16 protein-coding genes are annotated in these 16,274 nt (G+C 71.7%); 11 read left to right on the top strand and 5 right to left on the bottom strand.

Annotated elements, in window-relative coordinates; genetic code table 11:
* Window positions 1-575: 575 nt before the first annotated feature.
* The 6 genes from ACFY9S_RS29050 (at window position 576) to ACFY9S_RS29025 (ending at window position 8,220) form a co-directional block, all read left to right on the top strand.
* Window positions 576-791, top strand: coding sequence for a hypothetical protein (locus tag ACFY9S_RS29050; RefSeq protein WP_003994898.1), 216 nt, complete (start codon window positions 576-578; stop codon window positions 789-791).
* A 116-nt stretch (window positions 792-907) separates the two neighbouring features.
* A complete protein-coding gene (locus ACFY9S_RS29045) occupies window positions 908-1,714 on the top strand; it encodes an HlyD family efflux transporter periplasmic adaptor subunit (RefSeq protein ID WP_391133813.1) in 807 nt (268 codons plus the stop codon).
* Window positions 1,711-3,936, top strand: coding sequence for an NHLP family bacteriocin export ABC transporter peptidase/permease/ATPase subunit (locus ACFY9S_RS29040; RefSeq protein WP_391133810.1), 2,226 nt, complete (start codon window positions 1,711-1,713; stop codon window positions 3,934-3,936). Before ACFY9S_RS29045 ends, ACFY9S_RS29040 begins: the two co-directional genes overlap by 4 nt.
* 1 nt (window position 3,937) lies before the next feature.
* The gene (locus ACFY9S_RS29035; RefSeq protein WP_391133807.1) at window positions 3,938-6,763 is read left to right on the top strand and encodes an NHLP bacteriocin export ABC transporter permease/ATPase subunit; all 2,826 of its coding nucleotides are present in this window, start codon (window positions 3,938-3,940) and stop codon (window positions 6,761-6,763) included.
* 189 nt (window positions 6,764-6,952) lie between these two features.
* On the top strand, window positions 6,953-7,960 hold the full coding sequence (locus ACFY9S_RS29030; RefSeq protein ID WP_102909791.1) for a hypothetical protein: 1,008 nt from the start codon (window positions 6,953-6,955) through the stop codon (window positions 7,958-7,960).
* Window positions 7,961-8,019: 59 nt separating this feature from the next.
* Window positions 8,020-8,220, top strand: coding sequence for a hypothetical protein (locus ACFY9S_RS29025; RefSeq protein WP_391133804.1), 201 nt, complete (start codon window positions 8,020-8,022; stop codon window positions 8,218-8,220).
* A 21-nt stretch (window positions 8,221-8,241) separates the two neighbouring features.
* Here the strand turns inward: ACFY9S_RS29025 and ACFY9S_RS29020 are convergent, their stop codons facing one another.
* Window positions 8,242-8,850: an NAD(P)H-dependent oxidoreductase gene (locus ACFY9S_RS29020; protein ID WP_391133801.1), complete on the bottom strand. Its 609-nt coding sequence runs from the start codon at window positions 8,848-8,850 to the stop codon at window positions 8,242-8,244.
* A 75-nt stretch (window positions 8,851-8,925) separates the two neighbouring features.
* Between ACFY9S_RS29020 and ACFY9S_RS29015 the strand changes: the two genes are divergently transcribed.
* From ACFY9S_RS29015 to ACFY9S_RS29005, 3 genes are read left to right on the top strand one after another with little or no spacing between them, the layout of a single operon-like run.
* Window positions 8,926-9,933, top strand: coding sequence for an iron-containing redox enzyme family protein (locus tag ACFY9S_RS29015; RefSeq protein WP_391133798.1), 1,008 nt, complete (start codon window positions 8,926-8,928; stop codon window positions 9,931-9,933).
* Window positions 9,934-9,954: 21 nt separating this feature from the next.
* Window positions 9,955-10,611 carry a HemK2/MTQ2 family protein methyltransferase gene (locus tag ACFY9S_RS29010; protein WP_391133795.1) on the top strand — a complete coding sequence of 219 codons (657 nt, stop codon included), beginning with the start codon at window positions 9,955-9,957 and terminating at the stop codon, window positions 10,609-10,611.
* The gene (locus ACFY9S_RS29005; protein ID WP_102909786.1) at window positions 10,592-10,798 is read left to right on the top strand and encodes a CDGSH iron-sulfur domain-containing protein; all 207 of its coding nucleotides are present in this window, start codon (window positions 10,592-10,594) and stop codon (window positions 10,796-10,798) included. The genes ACFY9S_RS29010 and ACFY9S_RS29005 overlap by 20 nt, the downstream gene beginning before the upstream one ends.
* Window positions 10,799-10,961: 163 nt before the next feature.
* Here ACFY9S_RS29005 and ACFY9S_RS29000 read toward each other — a convergent pair whose 3' ends face one another.
* Complete coding sequence (locus tag ACFY9S_RS29000) at window positions 10,962-11,396, bottom strand: protease inhibitor (RefSeq protein WP_391133792.1); 435 nt, start codon at window positions 11,394-11,396, stop codon at window positions 10,962-10,964.
* Window positions 11,397-11,722: 326 nt separating this feature from the next.
* Here ACFY9S_RS29000 and ACFY9S_RS28995 point away from each other — a divergent pair, with 326 nt between their 5' ends.
* Window positions 11,723-12,277 (top strand): hypothetical protein, encoded by a 555-nt coding sequence (locus ACFY9S_RS28995; protein ID WP_391133789.1) that lies wholly within the window; start codon window positions 11,723-11,725, stop codon window positions 12,275-12,277.
* A gap of 172 nt (window positions 12,278-12,449) precedes the next feature.
* On the top strand, window positions 12,450-13,619 hold the full coding sequence (locus ACFY9S_RS28990; RefSeq protein ID WP_391133786.1) for an alpha-hydroxy-acid oxidizing protein: 1,170 nt from the start codon (window positions 12,450-12,452) through the stop codon (window positions 13,617-13,619).
* Between the two features lie 57 nt (window positions 13,620-13,676).
* On the opposite strand, the gene ACFY9S_RS28985 is transcribed toward ACFY9S_RS28990, so the two are convergent.
* From ACFY9S_RS28985 to ACFY9S_RS28975, 3 genes are all read right to left on the bottom strand, one after another.
* Complete coding sequence (locus tag ACFY9S_RS28985; RefSeq protein ID WP_391133783.1) at window positions 13,677-15,302, bottom strand: ricin-type beta-trefoil lectin domain protein; 1,626 nt, start codon at window positions 15,300-15,302, stop codon at window positions 13,677-13,679.
* Between the two features lie 329 nt (window positions 15,303-15,631).
* The gene (locus tag ACFY9S_RS28980; RefSeq protein WP_031110699.1) at window positions 15,632-16,009 is read right to left on the bottom strand and encodes a hypothetical protein; all 378 of its coding nucleotides are present in this window, start codon (window positions 16,007-16,009) and stop codon (window positions 15,632-15,634) included.
* Between the two features lie 3 nt (window positions 16,010-16,012).
* Window positions 16,013-16,258, bottom strand: a complete 246-nt coding sequence (locus ACFY9S_RS28975) for a hypothetical protein (protein ID WP_062930854.1) — start codon at window positions 16,256-16,258, stop codon at window positions 16,013-16,015.
* Window positions 16,259-16,274 lie beyond the last annotated feature (16 nt).

The raw sequence follows: 16,274 nt of genomic DNA, 5'->3' as shown, positions 1-16,274 counted from the left end.
GGGTCCCCGGCCGCCCTGTTCACACCAGGCCGGTCCGGCGGAGCCGGGCACGCCCGCCCGGGGGGATCCATGGCCGGATGACGGCCTTTCAGCGACGGGCGCCCACCGGCCTGGCGGAACGCAACGCTCCGTATCTGCCCGGGAACGATCCGTCGAGGTCACGGAACCAAATCCCGGCTTCAGCGAATCTGCACATCGAATGCTCAACCCGGTCACCGAAATAAGGGTTATCCACACCTCGGCCGTGCCGGACACGCCTTTGGGGTGGGAGTGCCGGATTCGCCGCCCCGCCGAGCAAGGGCCGGGATGCGCCGATGCGGTGCCGCATGTGAAGGAGTCGCCACCAAGCAGTGCACGAACCTGCACGGATCGGTGCGGCTGAGACGCAAGTTGCCTGGTGAGGGGGGTGGTTGATTGGAAGCGCGGAGCCGCAGCGTGCTTTGATCCATCGCACCGCGGGGGCCGCTCAGGGCACTCGGAAACGGATGCCCGGTGCTCGCGGTCGCGGCCGTCATCTGTCCCCAGAGGGGGCCGCTCCCCCCTTGTGAGATATCCATATGAAGGGAAGTTCCATCATGAACTCCACCCCCCAGGTCGAGACCGTCGAGATCGCTGACGCCCAGCTCGACGCCATCTCCGGCGGCCTGTCCGTGAACGCCGTGAACACCGTCACCGACACCGTTGACGGCATTGCCCCGGTCTCCGGCCTGGTCGACACCGCCGTCGGCACCGTCGAGGGCGTCACCGGCCTCAACACGGCCCCGGTCACCGGCCTGGTCTCCGGCCTCTGATCGAGCCCTTGTGCCGTTGATTCCCGGAACCGCAGCCGGCGGTTCCGGGTTCTTCGGGTTCCGTACGAGCCTCTGCCTCGGCCGTCCGTACCTCTTCCACGGGTGAGGGAAGTTCCTTGCAGTTCCGCCAACAGGCCCTCGCCAAGCTCCAGTCACCGGAGGAACTCGACCTGCCGGTGCGCTTCGCCCGCCCGCAGGGCTGGCTCGTGCTCTCCGTGACGGTGGTCGCGATGGCCGCCGCCTCGGTGTGGGCGGTGACCGGCTCGGTGACCTCCACCGTGAGCGCGCCCGCCATCATCACGCACGGACAGGGCAGTTACGTCCTGCAGAGCCCCGTCGCGGGCCAGGTCACCGCGGTGCTGGCCAAGCAGGGCGAGCAGGTGCCCGCCGGCTCCCCCGTGCTCAAGGTCCGGACGAGCAAGGGTGAAGCGGTCGTCCGTACGCTCGACGCGGGCCGCGTCTCCGCGCTGGCCGCGACCGTCGGGCAGATCATCCAGACCGGCGCGAACGTCGCCGCCGTCGAGAAGGTCGCCCGTGCCGGGGACCCGCTCTACGCGACCGTGTACGTCCCCGCGCAGAACGCCGCCTCGATCCCCGGCGACGCGGCCGTGGACCTGACCGTGCAGTCGGTGCCGACCCAGGAGTACGGCGTGCTGCGCGGCCATGTGAAGTCGGTGGACCGCTCGGCGCAGTCCCCGCAGCAGATCGGCGCGTTCCTCGGGGACAGCCAGCTGGGCGAGCAGTTCACGAAGAAGGGCAGACCGGTGGCCGTGACGGTCCGGCTGGACAGGTCCTCCGCCACCAAGAGCGGCTACAGGTGGTCCTCCGCGGACGGGCCGCCGTACAAGCTGACCTCCATGACGCTGGCCTCCGGTTCCATCCGGCTGTCCGACCAGCGCCCCGTCGACTGGCTGCTGCCATGAGCGCGACCGCACAGGAACCCCGGAGCAGGCGACGCGCCGCCCCGCCCAAGCGCAAGGTGCCCAAGGCCCGGGCGAAGACCGTCCGCACGCCCACCGTGCTCCAGATGGAGGCCGTCGAGTGCGGCGCCGCCTCCCTGGCGATGGTGCTCGGGCACTACGGCAAGCACGTCCCGCTGGAGGAACTGCGCATCGCCTGCGGTGTCTCCCGCGACGGCTCGCGCGCCAGCAACCTCCTGAAGGCGGCCCGCTCCTACGGCCTCACGGCCAAGGGCATGCAGATGGACCTGGCCGCCCTCGCCGAGGTGACGTCGCCGGCCATCCTGTTCTGGGAGTTCAACCACTACGTCGTCTACGACGGCATGGGCCGGCGCCTCGGCCGCCGGGGCGTCTACATCAACGACCCCGGCAAGGGCCGGCGGTTCATCCCCATGGAGGACTTCGACGGCAGCTTCACCGGTGTCGTGCTGGTGATGGAACCCGGTGAGGACTTCGCCCGGGGTGGCCGCAAACCCGGTGTCCTCGGCGCCATGCCGGCCCGGCTGCGCGGCACGGCGGGCACGATGCCCGCGGCGGTGCTGGCGAGTCTGCTGCTGGTGGCGGTCGGTGCGGCGGTGCCCGCGCTGAGCCGGACCTACATCGACGAGTTCCTGATCGGCAACCAGACCTCACTGCTCGACGTGCTGTTCCCGTCGATGGCGGCGTGCGTGCTGCTCACGGTGGTGCTGACCTGGCTCCAGCAGGCCAACCTGCTGCGTGGCCGCATCATCTCCTCCACCCTCTCCAGCGCCCGCTTCCTGCGGCATCTGCTGCGGCTGCCGGTGACGTTCTTCTCCCAGCGCAGCCCGGCCGACCTGGTGCAGCGCCTGCAGTCCAACGACGCGGTGTCCGAGACCCTGTCCCGCGACCTCGCGGCGGCGGGCGTGGACGCGGTCGTGGTCGTCCTGTACGCGGTGCTGCTGTACACCTACGATCCGCAGCTCACGTTCGTGGGCATCGGCGTGGCCCTGCTGAACATCGTCGCCATGCGGGTGGTGATCCGGCTGCGGGCGACGCGCACGGCGAAGCTGCGCGCGGACTCGGCCCGGCTCACGAACACCGCCTACACGGGCCTTCAGCTCATCGAGACGATGAAGGCGACCGGCGGCGAGGACGGCTACTTCCGCAAGTGGGCCGGGCAGCACGCCACCACCCTGGAGGAGCAGCAGCGTCTCGGCGTGCCGAGCGCCTGGCTGGGCGTGGTCGCCCCGACGCTCGCCACCCTCAACAGCGCGCTGATCCTGTGGATCGGCGGCATGCGGGCGGTCGAGGGGCACATCTCGGTCGGTCTGCTGGTCGCCTTCCAGGCCCTGGTCACCCGGTTCACGGCCCCGCTGACCCGGCTGAACGGCGTCGCGGGCCGTATCCAGGACTTCGCGGCGGACGTGGCCCGGCTGAAGGACGTCGAGAACTTCAAGGCCGACCCGCTCTACGGCCGGCCGGGCTCGAGCGAGTCCACGCGCCGCCTCCAGGGCCATGTGGAACTGGAGAACATCATGTTCGGCTACAGCCCGCTCGACAAGCCGCTGCTCACCGGCTTCGACCTGACGGTCGGCCCCGGGCAGCAGGTCGCCCTGGTCGGCGGTTCGGGCAGCGGCAAGTCCACGGTGTCCCGGATGATCTCCGGGCTGTACGCGCCGTGGGAGGGCGTGATCCGTATCGACGGGCAGCGCATCGAGGACATCCCGCGCGGGGCGCTGGCCGCCTCGGTCTCCTTCGTCGACCAGGACGTGTTCCTCTTCGAGGGCACGGTCCGGGACAACGTGGCGCTGTGGGACCCGTCCATCCCCGACGACGCGGTGGAGGACGCGCTGCGCGACGCCGCCCTGTACGACGTGATCACGCGCCGGCCGGGCGGCATCCACAGCAGGGTGGAGCAGGACGGCCGCAACTTCTCCGGCGGGCAGCGCCAGCGCCTGGAGATCGCCCGGGCGCTGGTGCGCCGCCCGAGCATCCTGGTGCTCGACGAGGTGACGAGCGCGCTGGACGCGGAGACCGAGCAGGTCGTGATGGACAACCTGCGCCGGCGCGGCTGCGCCTGCGTGGTGATCGCGCACCGGCTCAGCACGGTGCGCGACAGCGACGAGATCGTCGTCCTCGAACACGGCACGGTCGTGGAGCGGGGACGGCACGAGGACCTGGTGGCCGGTGGCGGCGCGTACGCGGCACTGGTCAGGGAGCGGTGAGATGACGGCCGTTCACGAAGGACACCACGGCGACCTCGTACTGGGCGCCTTCGGGCAGATGGGCTCGCGCATCGACTGCGCCGGGTTCAACCGTCTCGACCTCGAAGGCCCGCAGGTGCTGTGGCTGGTCGCGTCCGGAGCCGTGGACCTGTTCGCCGTCGACGCCGGGCAGCAGGGTCACTGGCACCATCTGGGCCGTCTGGAGGCGGGCTCGCTGGTGCTCGGCCCGGTGCCGGGCCCGCAGCACACCCTGGTGGCCCGGCCGTTGCGCGACTGCGTGGTGCACCGCATCGGCCTGCGCGAGCTGTACCAGCCCGCCGACACGGCGACCTGGTCGTACGACGAGTACGGCAACCCGCAGTACGTGCCGCCGACGACGAGTCCGCTGGAGTACGCGCTCGCCCTCGGGGTCGGCCGCAGCCTGTCGATCCTCTTCCAGGCGCCGATGGCCACCGAGCGGGCCGCCGCGCCCACGGACGATGACGTGTTCTGGATGCAGGTGCCGCCGGGCAGCGTGCAGTACGGCTCGCTGTACGGCGCGGAGGCCGCGGCCGACCTGCTGATGGACCCCGCGCTGTGGCAGTCCATGGTCGACCAGCAGTACCGGCTGCTGACCACGCTGGACCGCTGGATCGAACAGCTGGAGCGCACTCACGAGACGCGCACGGCCGAGGGCATCAAGGCCGGTGAGGCGGTGCGCGCCCAGGCCGACCAGACGCTGCTCGCCTCGATCGGCAAACGCTCCTCGAAGCGCACGACCGCGGCCGACGCGGACGCCACGTACGCGGCCTGCAAGCTGGTCGGGCAGGCTGCCGGGATCCGGATCACCGAGCCGACCCAGAAGGGCACCGGCGGCGACCGCCTCGACCCGGTCGAGCAGGTCGCCCTGGCCTCCCGGGTGCGGACCCGGGCCGTACGGCTCGACGGCCCCTGGTGGCGGGACAACGTGGGGCCGCTGGTCGGCCGGCGGGAACTGTCGGGCGCGCCGGTGGCGCTGTTGTGGCGGCGCGGCGGCTATGTGGCGGTGCATCCGTCGACCGGGCGGGAGACGCCGGTCGAGAAGGCGAACGCCGAGGAGTTCGAGCCGCGCGCGGTGATGTTCTACCGCCCCCTGCCGGAGCTGGGGCTCAGTCCGCTGAGGCTGCTGCGGTTCTGCATGCAGGGGATGCGCGGCGATCTGACGGGCCTGCTGCTCAGTGGTCTGGTCACGGTGGCGATCGGCGCGCTGGTGCCCATCGCGACCGGCAAGGTACTGGGCGAGTTCGTGCCGAAGGCGCAGACGGACCTGATCGTGCAGGTGTGCCTCGCGGTGATGCTCAGCAGTGTGGTGGCGGCGGCCTTCATGCTGTTGCAGAACCTCACCATTCTGCGGATCGAGGGCCGGATCGAGGCCACGCTCCAGCCGGCGGTGTGGGACCGGCTGCTGAGGCTGCCGACGAAGTTCTTCACCGAGCGCTCCACGGGTGAACTGGCCAGCGCGGCCATGGGTATCAGTTCGATCCGTCGGCTGCTGGCGGGGGTCGGGCCGACGGTCGCCCAGTCGGTGACGGTCGGCGCGATGAACCTGGGGCTGCTGTTCTGGTTCAGCGTGCCGATGGCGATGGCCGCGATCGGCATGCTCGTCGTCATCGCGGCGGTGTTCCTGGGGCTCGGGCTGTGGCAGGTGCGCTGGCAGCGGCGTCTTGTGGTGCTCGCCAACAAGCTGAACAACCAGGCGTTCCAGACGCTGCGGGGGCTGCCCAAGCTGCGGGTGGCCGCCGCCGAGAACTACGCGTACGCCGCGTGGGCGTCGGAGTTCGCGCGCAGCCGTGAGCTCCAGCAGCGGGTCGGCCGGATCAAGAACCTCACGACGGTGCTGGGCGCGGTGTACCTGCCGCTGTGCACCCTGCTGATGTTCATGCTGCTGGCCGGTCCGGCCCGCGGCTCGATGTCGGCGGCGGCGTTCCTCACCTTCAGCACCTCGGTGACGATGGTGTTGACCTCCGTCACCCAGTTGACGGGAGCGTTCGTCTCGGCGGTGGCCGCGCTGCCGCTGTTCGAGGAGATCAAGCCGGTGCTGGACGCGACGCCGGAGGTGCGTACGGCGAGCACCCGGCCGGGTCCGCTGACCGGGGCGATCGAGGCACGCCGGGTGTCCTTCCGCTACGCTGACGACGGCCCGCTGGTCCTGGACGACGTGTCGTTCGAGGTGCGGCCGGGGGAGTTCGTCGCGGTCGTCGGCCCGAGCGGCTGCGGCAAGTCGACCCTGCTGCGGTTGCTGATCGGCTTCGACCGGCCCGTGTCGGGCAGCGTGCTCTACGACGGGCAGGACCTGGCGGCACTGGACCAGTCCGCGGTGCGCCGTCAGTGCGGTGTGGTGCTCCAGCACGCGCAGCCGTTCAGCGGCTCGATCCTGGACGTCATCTGCGGCACCGAGCCGTACACGCCGGAGGAGGCGATGGCCGCCGCCGAGATGGCCGGTCTCGCCGAGGACATCAAGCGGATGCCGATGGGGCTGCACACCATCGTCGCGGGCAGCGGAGCCGTCTCCGGCGGCCAGCGCCAGCGGCTGATGATCGCCCAGGCGCTGATCCGGCGGCCGCGCATCCTCTTCTTCGACGAGGCGACCAGTGCGCTCGACAACGAGACGCAGCGCACGGTCATCGAGAGCACCAAGGCCCTGAACGCCACCCGCGTCGTCATCGCGCACCGCCTGTCCACCGTGATGGACGCCGACCGGGTCGTGGTGATGGAGGACGGCAAGGTCATCCAGCAGGGCCCGCCCGCCCAGTTGCTCGCCGACGCCCAGGGACGGCTGCACGAGCTGGTGCGGCGCCAGATGGCGTGACGTAGCGCACTCCTCGCACGGTCCCGGCGGACGTTGCCGTTTCGCCGGTTCCCGGCGGGAGGCGCCAAGGGCCGTCTCGTGCACAGGGGCAGGGACACGGCGGCCCCTTCTCCGTGCCCGGTGGCGCGTCCTCGCCGGTCCGCGGCGTGTGATCTGTTGACCGGAGCCGTAAACGGGTACCCACCGCCCATGCGAATCAGTGTGGTGGATGTGGGATCGAACGCGGTCAGACTGGTGGTCGCTGACGCGGCGGACGGGGTGCCTCTGCCCGTGCACACCGCCAAGTGGCGACTCCGGCTGTCCGAGCAGGTCACACCGGGGGGACCCGTGCCGGAGCGGGCCGTGGAACAACTCGTCGACGCGGTGGCCGAGGCGAGCAGGACCGCCACCCGGTGGGGTGCCGCGGGCCCGCTGGCGTTCGCGACCGCCGTGGTGCGCAACGCGCCGAACCGGCACGAGGTGCTGCGCACGGTCCGCGCCCGTACGGGCGTCGACCTGTGCACCCTGCCGGGCGAGGTCGAGGCCGAGCTGACGTTCCTCGGGGCCCGGCGCTGGATGGGGTGGCGGTCGGGGCCGCTCGCTCTGCTCGACATCGGCGGCGGTACCTTCGAAGTCGCTTTCGGGCGCGGCCGGTTGCCCGACTTCGTGGCGTCCTTGCCGCTGGGCGCGCGGCGGCTGACGCACGAGTTCTTCTCGGACGAGGACCCGCCGTCGCCGGAGCGGGTGCGGGCCCTGCGCCGCAAGGTCCGCCACCAGCTGCGGGACGTCGCGGCACGGATCCGCTGGGAGGGCCCGCGCACCGCGGTCGCCACCTCCCGCACCTTCCAGCAGCTGGGGCGGCTATGCGGCGCGGCGCCCGGCCGCCACGGCCCGTTCGTGGACCGTCAGATGCACCGCTCCGAACTGCGGGCGGCGATCACACAGCTGGCCGCGCTGCCCGCCGCCGAACGCGCGCATCTGCCCGGCATCTCCGCGCCGCGCGCCGCGCAGAGCCTGGCGGGGGCGGTGGTCGGGCACACCGCGCTGAAGCTGACCGGCATCAAGGCCATCACGGTCTGCCCCTGGGCGATCCGCGAGGGGGTGCTGCTGCGCCACATCGAGGACGGGCCCTCCTGGTGGGCGGAGGTCACCCGGCGCAGTGCGGAGGCCGCCCCTCCCGACCCGATGCCGCTGCGCATCGCCACGGCCTCCGGCTGAACCGTCCACAGCCAGGCGTGACCGTACCGAAGACGTACCGAACAGGAAGGGAGACCCCTGTGTCCCAGCACAAGGACCACGACCGAGGCGAGGACCAGCACGGCAAGCCGCCCGAGACGGCTCTGGAGGAGGTGCTGCGGGAGGTCGAGGACGCCGAGAACCGCACCCGGGACTCCGCGGACCAACGCCGCCACCAGGGCGAGGCGGGAGAGGCCATCACGCCCAACACACGGGCGCAGGAGGAGTCCGAAGGGGACTGACGCGAACGGGGCGGGCCACGGCTACTGGGGCGGCGGCCCGAGCGGCCGCGCCGCCAGGGCCCGCGCCACACCGAGCAGGTTCGCCGCCATGGCCCGCCCGGTCGACCGCGACCAGTCGTGGCCCCGCTCGGCGTCGAGGAAGCTCGGCCCGGGGCCGGGCCCCTGGTTCCAGTACGTCCACGCCTGGCCGGGGATCGTGTAGCCGATGTCCTCCAGGCCCCCCGTGATCTCGTTGATCACGTGATGCGCCCCGTCCTCGTTGCCGGTGACGACCGCCCCCGCCACCCGGTTGTAGGCCACGGGCCGGCCCTCGTCGTCCGTCTCGGACATCATCGCGTCCATCCGCTCCAGCACTCGCTGGGCAACCGAGGACGGCCCGCCCAGCCAGGTCGGCGAGGCGATGACCAGGATCTCCGACTCCAGCAGCCGTTCGTGCACCCCCGGCCACGCGTCGCCGTCGTACACCGGCTCGCTGGTCACTCCCGGGGCGATGTCCAGATCGACGGCCCGTACGACGTCGACCTCCACGCCCTCCTTGCGCAGTTGCTCGACGACGACGTTCGCCAGCGCCTCGGTGTTCGAGGTCTCGGGCGACTTCTTGAGGGTGCAGTTGACCACGAGTGCCTTCATGACACGCCGGAGTACCCTCCTGGGCGGGTGTCACGCGAGGGGTGACCCCGGTCGCCGGGCGGGTACCCGGCGTTCATGGAGCACGAAGGACCACGACTGCCGGCCCCGCGCGGCCCGCTGAGCAGGGATGTCGACGCGTATCTGCGGGGCGCGGGCCGTCTGCCCGGCCTGGAGGAGGTCGCCCGCGCCGAGGTGTACGGCGACGACCTCCAGCTCGCCCTGTACCTGTGCTACGAGCTGCACTACCGCGGCTTCGCGGGGGTCCCTCCGGAGCGCGAGTGGGATCCCGACCTGCTGCGCGTCCGCGCCGCTGTGGAGCAGCGCTTCCTGTCCGCGCTGCGCACCGACGCGCACGTCCACGACAGCGTGGACGAGGCACTGGCCGGCCTGCTGGTCGAACCCGTCGACGGCACCGGCGTCACCCACTTCCTGCGTGACGAGGGCGAACTGTGGCAGGTGCGCGAGTACGCGGCCCAGCGCTCCCTGTACCACCTCAAGGAGGCGGACCCGCACGCCTGGGTGCTGCCGCGGCTGTGGGGCCGGGCGAAGGCGGCGATGGCGGCGGTCGAGTTCGACGAGTGGGGCGGCGGCCGCGCCGACCGTGTGCACGCCCGTCTGTTCGCCGACCTGATGACGGACCTGGGGCTGGACACCACGTACGGCCGCCATCTCGACGCGGCGTCCGCCGAGGCACTGGCCACCGTGAACATGATGTCCCTCTTCGGGCTGCACCGGGCGCTCAGAGGCGCCCTGGTCGGCCACTTCGCGACGGTCGAGATCACCTCGTCACCGGGGTCGCGGCGGCTCGCCGAGGCGATGCGCCGCACCGGAGCCGGGCCCGCGGCCGAACACTTCTACGACGAGCACGTCGAGGCCGACGCGGTCCACGAGCAGGTGGTGCGTCACGATGTCATCGGCGGGCTGCTGGAGCGCGAGCCGCATCTCGCCCCGGACGTCGCCTTCGGCATCGACGCCACCGAGTTCGTCGAGGAACGTTTCGGCACTCGGCTGCTCGCCGATTGGCGTGCCTCCCGTTCGTCGCTGCGTACACCGCTTGCCCCAGAAGCAGCTCATATCTCCTGATTGCCCGGGTACCCGGTGTCCGTGATTGCACTGGTACCCCCGGGCGTGTACGCCCCGCAGGAGGACACCGAGCTGCTGGCCGGTGCCCTGGCCGACGAGCCGCTGCCGCCGGACGCGGAAGTCCTCGACGTGGGCACCGGCAGCGGCGCCCTGGCCCTGGAGGCCGCGCGCCGCGGCAGCCGCGTGACCGCAGTGGACGTGTCCTGGAGCGCTGTGTGGGCCGCGCGGCTGAACGCCCGTGTGGCGGGACTCCCGGTCCGCACCTTGCACGGGAACCTGTTCGATCCGGTGCGCGAGGAGACGTTCGATCTGGTCCTGGCCAATCCGCCGTACGTGCCGGCGCCGGACGGTCATCGCAGGCCGCCGCGGGGCGCGGCCCGGGCCTGGGACGCGGGCGGCGACGGACGGCTGGTCGTCGACCGGATCTGCCGGCAGGCGCCCGGTCTGCTGCGGCCGGGCGGCGTGCTGCTGCTCGTGCAGTCGGCGCTCAGCGGCCCGGACCTGACCGTCGGGCAGTTGCGCGCGGCCGGCCTGAAGGCCGCCGTGACCCGCCGGCGCCGGATCGCGCTCGGGCCGGTGCTGCGCGGCCGGGAACGCTGGCTGCGGGAGCGGGGGATGCTGTCCGCCGCCGATGACAAGGAAGAGCTGGTGGTCGTCCGTGCCGAACTCCCCGTCTGAGCGGTCCGCCGCACCTCGCCGCGTCGCCGTCCAGCGCAAGGGCCCGCTGCTGATGGAGGGGCCGGTGGAGGTGGAGCTGGAGGACGGCTCCGTCGTCACCTCCGACCGCTTCCGCGTGGCCCTGTGCACCTGCCGCCGCAGCCGCCGTTACCCGTGGTGCGACACGAGCCACCGCGACCGGGCGTGATGTCCCTGGCGTGAGAAGCCCAGGGGCCGGCGGGCGGCCCCACTCCGCCCGCCGGCCCCCTTGCACGAGATCGCTGCTTTCCGTGACAACGGCCCGGCTCCCCAGCCACGGCCCGCTGCGCTTCACGGATCCAGCGCGATCCCGGTCTGTGGGCTCAGCCCTCTCAGAAGGAGAAGACGCCCGTTCCGTAGGCGTTCTTCATGCAGTCGTTGGAGAAGGTGCGCTCGTAGGAGACGCGCTTGCCCTGCCATACGCCGTCGACGGTGACGACCACCGGGTCGTACTGCTTGGTGCACATCACGCCGTCCCTCGCGGTCAGGGCGTCGAAGTCGCCACCGACGCCACGCAGTTCCGCGCAGGCCGGCCCGGCCGCCGGGTGCGTGCCGGCGGGCGTCGGGGCACAGGTCAGGGTGACCGCGCGTTCCGGAGTCGCTGCGATCGCGCTCTCACCGTGGCCCACCGTGAGGACGAGGGCCGACGGGGCGTAGAGCGCGGTGGGGGCCTGACCCGGAGTGGCGAGCGCGGCCCCGGAGAGGGGTCCGCAGACGGCTGTGGCCGTCATGCCGAGAGTCATGGCCCAGCGCGCGGTGTTCCGCATTGTGTGCATCCTTCCGCATCGATTACAGGGTGTGCCGGCCCGTGCTCGGTCGGTGCCCGGAGCGGCGAGCGCGAGTCTGCCGAGTCCGCAGCGGAAACACACATCGACCCCACGCGTTTCAGTAACGTTCCGTATTGAATCAGTGGCGTGAAGTTACGGAATCGGCGCGGGTGAAGCCCGTAACCGCACGGTCTCCGGGAGTACGAAGCGGCCAGATGGCTGATTTCCGTGCGCTCGTTAATAGGCCTGAAACATTCCGATTCCGCTCTCAGCCGACCACTTCGTGGCCTCTTGTGTTCATGGAAGTGCCGAGTAATCGTCATTACATGATTACTACAGAGCAGAGAGAGAAGCTTCGCGGCTGGTTCGCAGGCCGCCTGCCAGACGACCTCTTCGAGGAACTGACCGAGATCACGGTCGACCGCGAGGAGATCACCGTGATCGGCCGCATCCCCGCACCACGGCTGGCCGAGGACGCCCCGGCCGCCGAGCGGGAGGCGGCCCTGGAGAGCCGGGCCCAGGAGTTCCGGGAGCGCACCCGCGAGGACCGGATGGCCGTGGCACGCGAGGCCGAGCACCGGTTCCGCCGGAAGGTGTCCTGGGGCGTGGAGTGCGGCGAGCGGCGGACACTCTTCACGCACGTGGCCGCGCCGGTGATGACGCGGCTGCGCCAGCCGGAGCGCCAGGTCCTCGACACCCTGATCGCCGGCGGCGTGGCCCGCAGCCGCAGCGACGCGCTGGCCTGGTGCGTGCGCCTGGTCCAGCGTCATACGGACGACTGGCTGGCCGAGTTGCGCGACTCGCTGGAACACGTGCAACGCGTCAGGTCCCAGGGCCCGGACACCGAGCCGGACCCCGCACCGGGCGCGGACGAGGAGTGACCCGTCGGATACCTCCCGCCGACGCACGGGCTCGATGTTCTCGCCACCGAGCGCGCCGGCCCGTGTGCTGCACGGGGCAGCGGTCCGCCCTTGATCCACCAGAGCGCATACCGCTCGGTATCGTCGCCGTACGGCACGGTCTCGACGAGGAGAAGACGAGAGGCGGGCGTACGTGGGCAAGCACTGGGCGGACTTCCAGTACGAGATCTATCTGAACGGGATGTCGGGCGCCGTACCGCGCCTGCCCACCGATCTGACCCGGCTGGAGGAACTCACCGAGCAGCGGCTCGGGCCCGGCCCGGTCGGCTATGTGGCGGGCAGCGCGGGCGACGGCAGTACGGCCCGCGCCAACCGGGCGGCCCTGAAGCGCCGCCGGATCGTGCCGCGCATGCTGCGGGACGTGCACGAGCGGGATCTGTCGGTCGAGGTGCTGGGGCGGTCCCTTCCCGCCCCCCTCGCACTGGCGCCGGTCGGCGTGCTGTCGATCATGCACCCGGACGCCGAGCCCGCCGCGGCCCGGGCCGCCGCCGCGCAGGGCGTGCCGTACATCCTGTCGTCCGCGTCCAGCACGCCCATGGAGCAGGTCGCCGAGGCCATGGGGGACGCCGAGCGCTGGTTCCAGCTGTACTGGCCGAAGGACCCGGAGGTGGCCCGCAGCTTCCTGGACCGGGCGAAGGCGGCCGGGTTCACCGCGCTGGTCGTCACCCTGGACACACCGCTGCTGTCGTGGCGGCCTCGCGATCTCGACCAGGCGTACCTGCCGTTCCTGCACGGGGTCGGTACGGCCAACTACTTCTCGGACCCGGCTTTCCAGGCGGGTCTGGCCAAGCCGGTGCACGAGGATCCGAACGCGGCCGTGATGCACTTCGTCGGGATGTTCTCCGACCCGGCCAAGAGCTGGCCCGACCTCGCGTTCCTGCGGGAGAACTGGGACGGCCCGATCGTCCTCAAGGGCGTCCTGCACCCGGACGACGCGCGACTGGCCGCCGACGCCGGCATGGACGGCGTGATCGTCTCCAACCACGGCGGCCGTCAGGTGGCCGGCTCCGTAGCGGCGGCCGACGCCCTTCCCCGCGTGGCGGAGGCGGTCGGCGACCGGCTCACCGTCCTGTTCGACAGCGGCGTCCGCACCGGTGACGACATCTTCAAGGCTCTCGCCCTCGGCGCCCGCGCGGTTCTCGTCGGCCGTCCGTACGTCTACGGCCTCGGCCTCGACGGCCGGTCGGGCGTCGAGCACGTCATCCGCTGCCTGCTGGCCGAACTCGACCTCACCCTCGCCCTCTCGGGGCACTCGACGCCGAGCACGGTCTGTCCGGCCGACCTCGTCGAGGATCCGGCCTGACGAGGGTGGGCTGCGCCGCGCGTTCGCCGCGCAGCCCGCGGGCCCCGGGGCCCGTCGTCAGGCGGTCCGGCCGTCGGTGAGTGTCACCTGGCGGGCGGCCGGGTCGCGCTGCTCCTCGATCGACAAGGAGCCCTCCGCCGTCGGCAGGGGCTCCGGTTGCCAGCGCTGCGCGTCGGAGGAGCGGTCGCGTACCTTGACGACGATGTCGGCGTCCGGGTCGTCGCCGGCCGGGGCGAGGGCGAGCCGCTCGTCCCAGCGGGGCAGCAACTCCCCCTGCACGGTGATGTCGTAGCGCACGTCGTCGCCCCGCTCGGCATCCTCGTCGGCGCAGGTGCCGAGGACGACGACACCGGCGTCCTTGTGGGAGTCCAGGCACAGCCCGGGATCGGCGACGCTGCGCAGCAGCCCGTCGTCCTCGTACGTCCACTGCTGGGTCCACACCGCCGTGCACTCCGCCAGCTTCGCGCCCGAGCCCTCCTTCGGCAGGTCCCGGATGTCGAGGCACAGGTCGGCACCGGCGTTGCGCAGCCGCGTCACCCCCGGTGCCGAGGGAAGCCCGGCGGTGCCGGGCGGCGTCGCCGACGTGGGGCCCTTGCCGTCGGCCGCGCTGTTGGACCCGGCCGGGTCGGCCTCCCCGCCGTCGTGGGAGGACGCGCTGATGATGAGCACCGTCGCCAGCACCCCGGCCGAGACCGCGCCGACGCCCGAGATCAGTGCCCGGGAGGAGCGCAGCGCCTCCGGTACCCGGCGGGCGGGCACGGGAAGCCGGGACAGCAGACCGTGCCGTCCGCCGCCCCGCCGTCCGCCGCCGCGCCGGCCGGAGCGAGCGCCCCGGCTCCCGTGCGACGCGCGTCCCGGGCGTGAGTCGAGGTAGCGGCGGGCGCCCCAGCCGAGTACCGCCTCGGCGGTCAACGGCCCCAGCGGGCCCTCGAAATGGCTCAGTTGTTCCGCCGCGCTCCGGCAGTAGCGGCACTCGTCCAGATGCTGCTGGACATCGGGCAGGAGTGCGCCGCCCCGGCGGATCGGGACGTCGAGGAGGCGGTTGTAGAAGCGGCAATCCTGGGTGGGCGCGAGTTCGCGATGGGCGTGTACACAGCCTTCGCGGAATTTGTCCCGGGCCTGTTCGAGGGCCGCCGACGCGATGTCGGTGTCCATGCCCAGCAGGCCGGCCGGGACGCTTAAAGGATCTGCCTCGACCTCGACGTGCCACAGCAAACAGCGGGAGGCGGCGGGAAGCGCCTGGAATGCCCGCTCCGCGAGGATGCGATTTTCGGGCGTCATGGACGTCGCCGCGCGCAGCCCGCGCCCTCCGGCAGGTTTCTGCAGCGCGGGCAGAACGGCCGATATTCCATCGTCGCCGGACCACTCGCGGATCGTGTCGCGCACGGTCACCAGGAGGGCCGGGCGCAGCGCGACGGCCGACTCACCGAAGGCGAGGCGGTTGAGGGTCCGGTGGAAGGCGGTTCCGGTCACCATCGCGGCGACCTGCGCCGACGAGGCGAGACAGATGACCGCGTAGTCGTACACCGGCTGGTAGTGCCGCGCCATCAGCAGCGCGACGGAATGGGCGGCGACCTCGCCCTCCGGGCTGCCTCTCAACGGAGCGGCGAGTGATTCATCGGATTCCACCGGATCCCCGCCGGGCGGGGGATACGGAGGACGAGGGGGGTGGGGGGTGGGCACTGAGATGGTTCCTTCCCACGCATGTGACACACAGAGGTCGTGCCGCCGAAAAAGGAGGCCCGGTTGGTGCGTACCTCTTTTGGCGCGGCGCGGGAGGTGCGAATTCACCGACGGCGAATCGGACGCGGTCCACAAATCACGTGCGACATCCGGCCATTCCCCCCGCACGCGCGTTTCACTCTTCCACAACCCCCACACGGCCAACAAGGCGCGCGGACAACATCCCCGCCATTGACAGAAAGTCAGAAACGGCGAACGGATGCACGCGACTCGCACCCGTTTTCGACATTTCCCTGCGGCCCGTGTGAATCGGGCACCGCGTCCGTTCCTCAGATCTGCCAGGAACGCAGCCGGTCCGCCGCGCCGTACACGTCGGTGGTGCCGGACAGCAGGTCGCGGGCGAGGTCGACGAGGGCGCCGTAGGGCGGGTCGATGCCGACGCCGCTGACGAACATGTACGCCACGGCGGTCGCACAGGCGAAGCGGGCGTTGGCCGAGGGCAGCGGCCTCAGGACGGTGATGGTGTGCAGCAGCGCGGCGGCCCGCCAGGCGGGGTCGGAGTTCACCCCGAGGCGGGGCGGGTCCACGCGGTGCCGGGCGACGGCGGCGACCAGCGCGGAGAAGTCGTTGACGGTGGGCTGGTCCGGCAGGACCTCCTCGTGGCGCTGAAGCAGCCAGGGCACGTCGATATGGATCACGGGCGCCATGGGTCAGGCGGCCCGCCCTTCGCCCTTGGCGGGCGGTTCGTCGTCGGGGAACGCGGCGGCGAACTCGTCGGCGTGAGTGGAGAAGAACCGGCGGAACGCTTCCGCGCCTTCCTGCAGGGCCCGGTGGCGGGCTATGTCGGCCGCGGCGGCCTCTCGCACGAGCGCCTTCATGGACGTACCGCGCTCCTTGGCGATCTGCCTGAGGTCCTCAAGTTCGCGGTCGCTGAACTCCACGTTGAGAGCTGGCATGCCTTCACGGTACCGC

The sequence above is a fragment of the Streptomyces sp. NPDC012474 genome (assembly GCF_042955185.1).
GTDB classification, from domain to species: domain Bacteria; phylum Actinomycetota; class Actinomycetes; order Streptomycetales; family Streptomycetaceae; genus Streptomyces; species Streptomyces cahuitamycinicus.
Note: the sequence above shows the minus strand (reverse complement) of the source record. Positions and strands in the feature narration are given on the sequence as shown.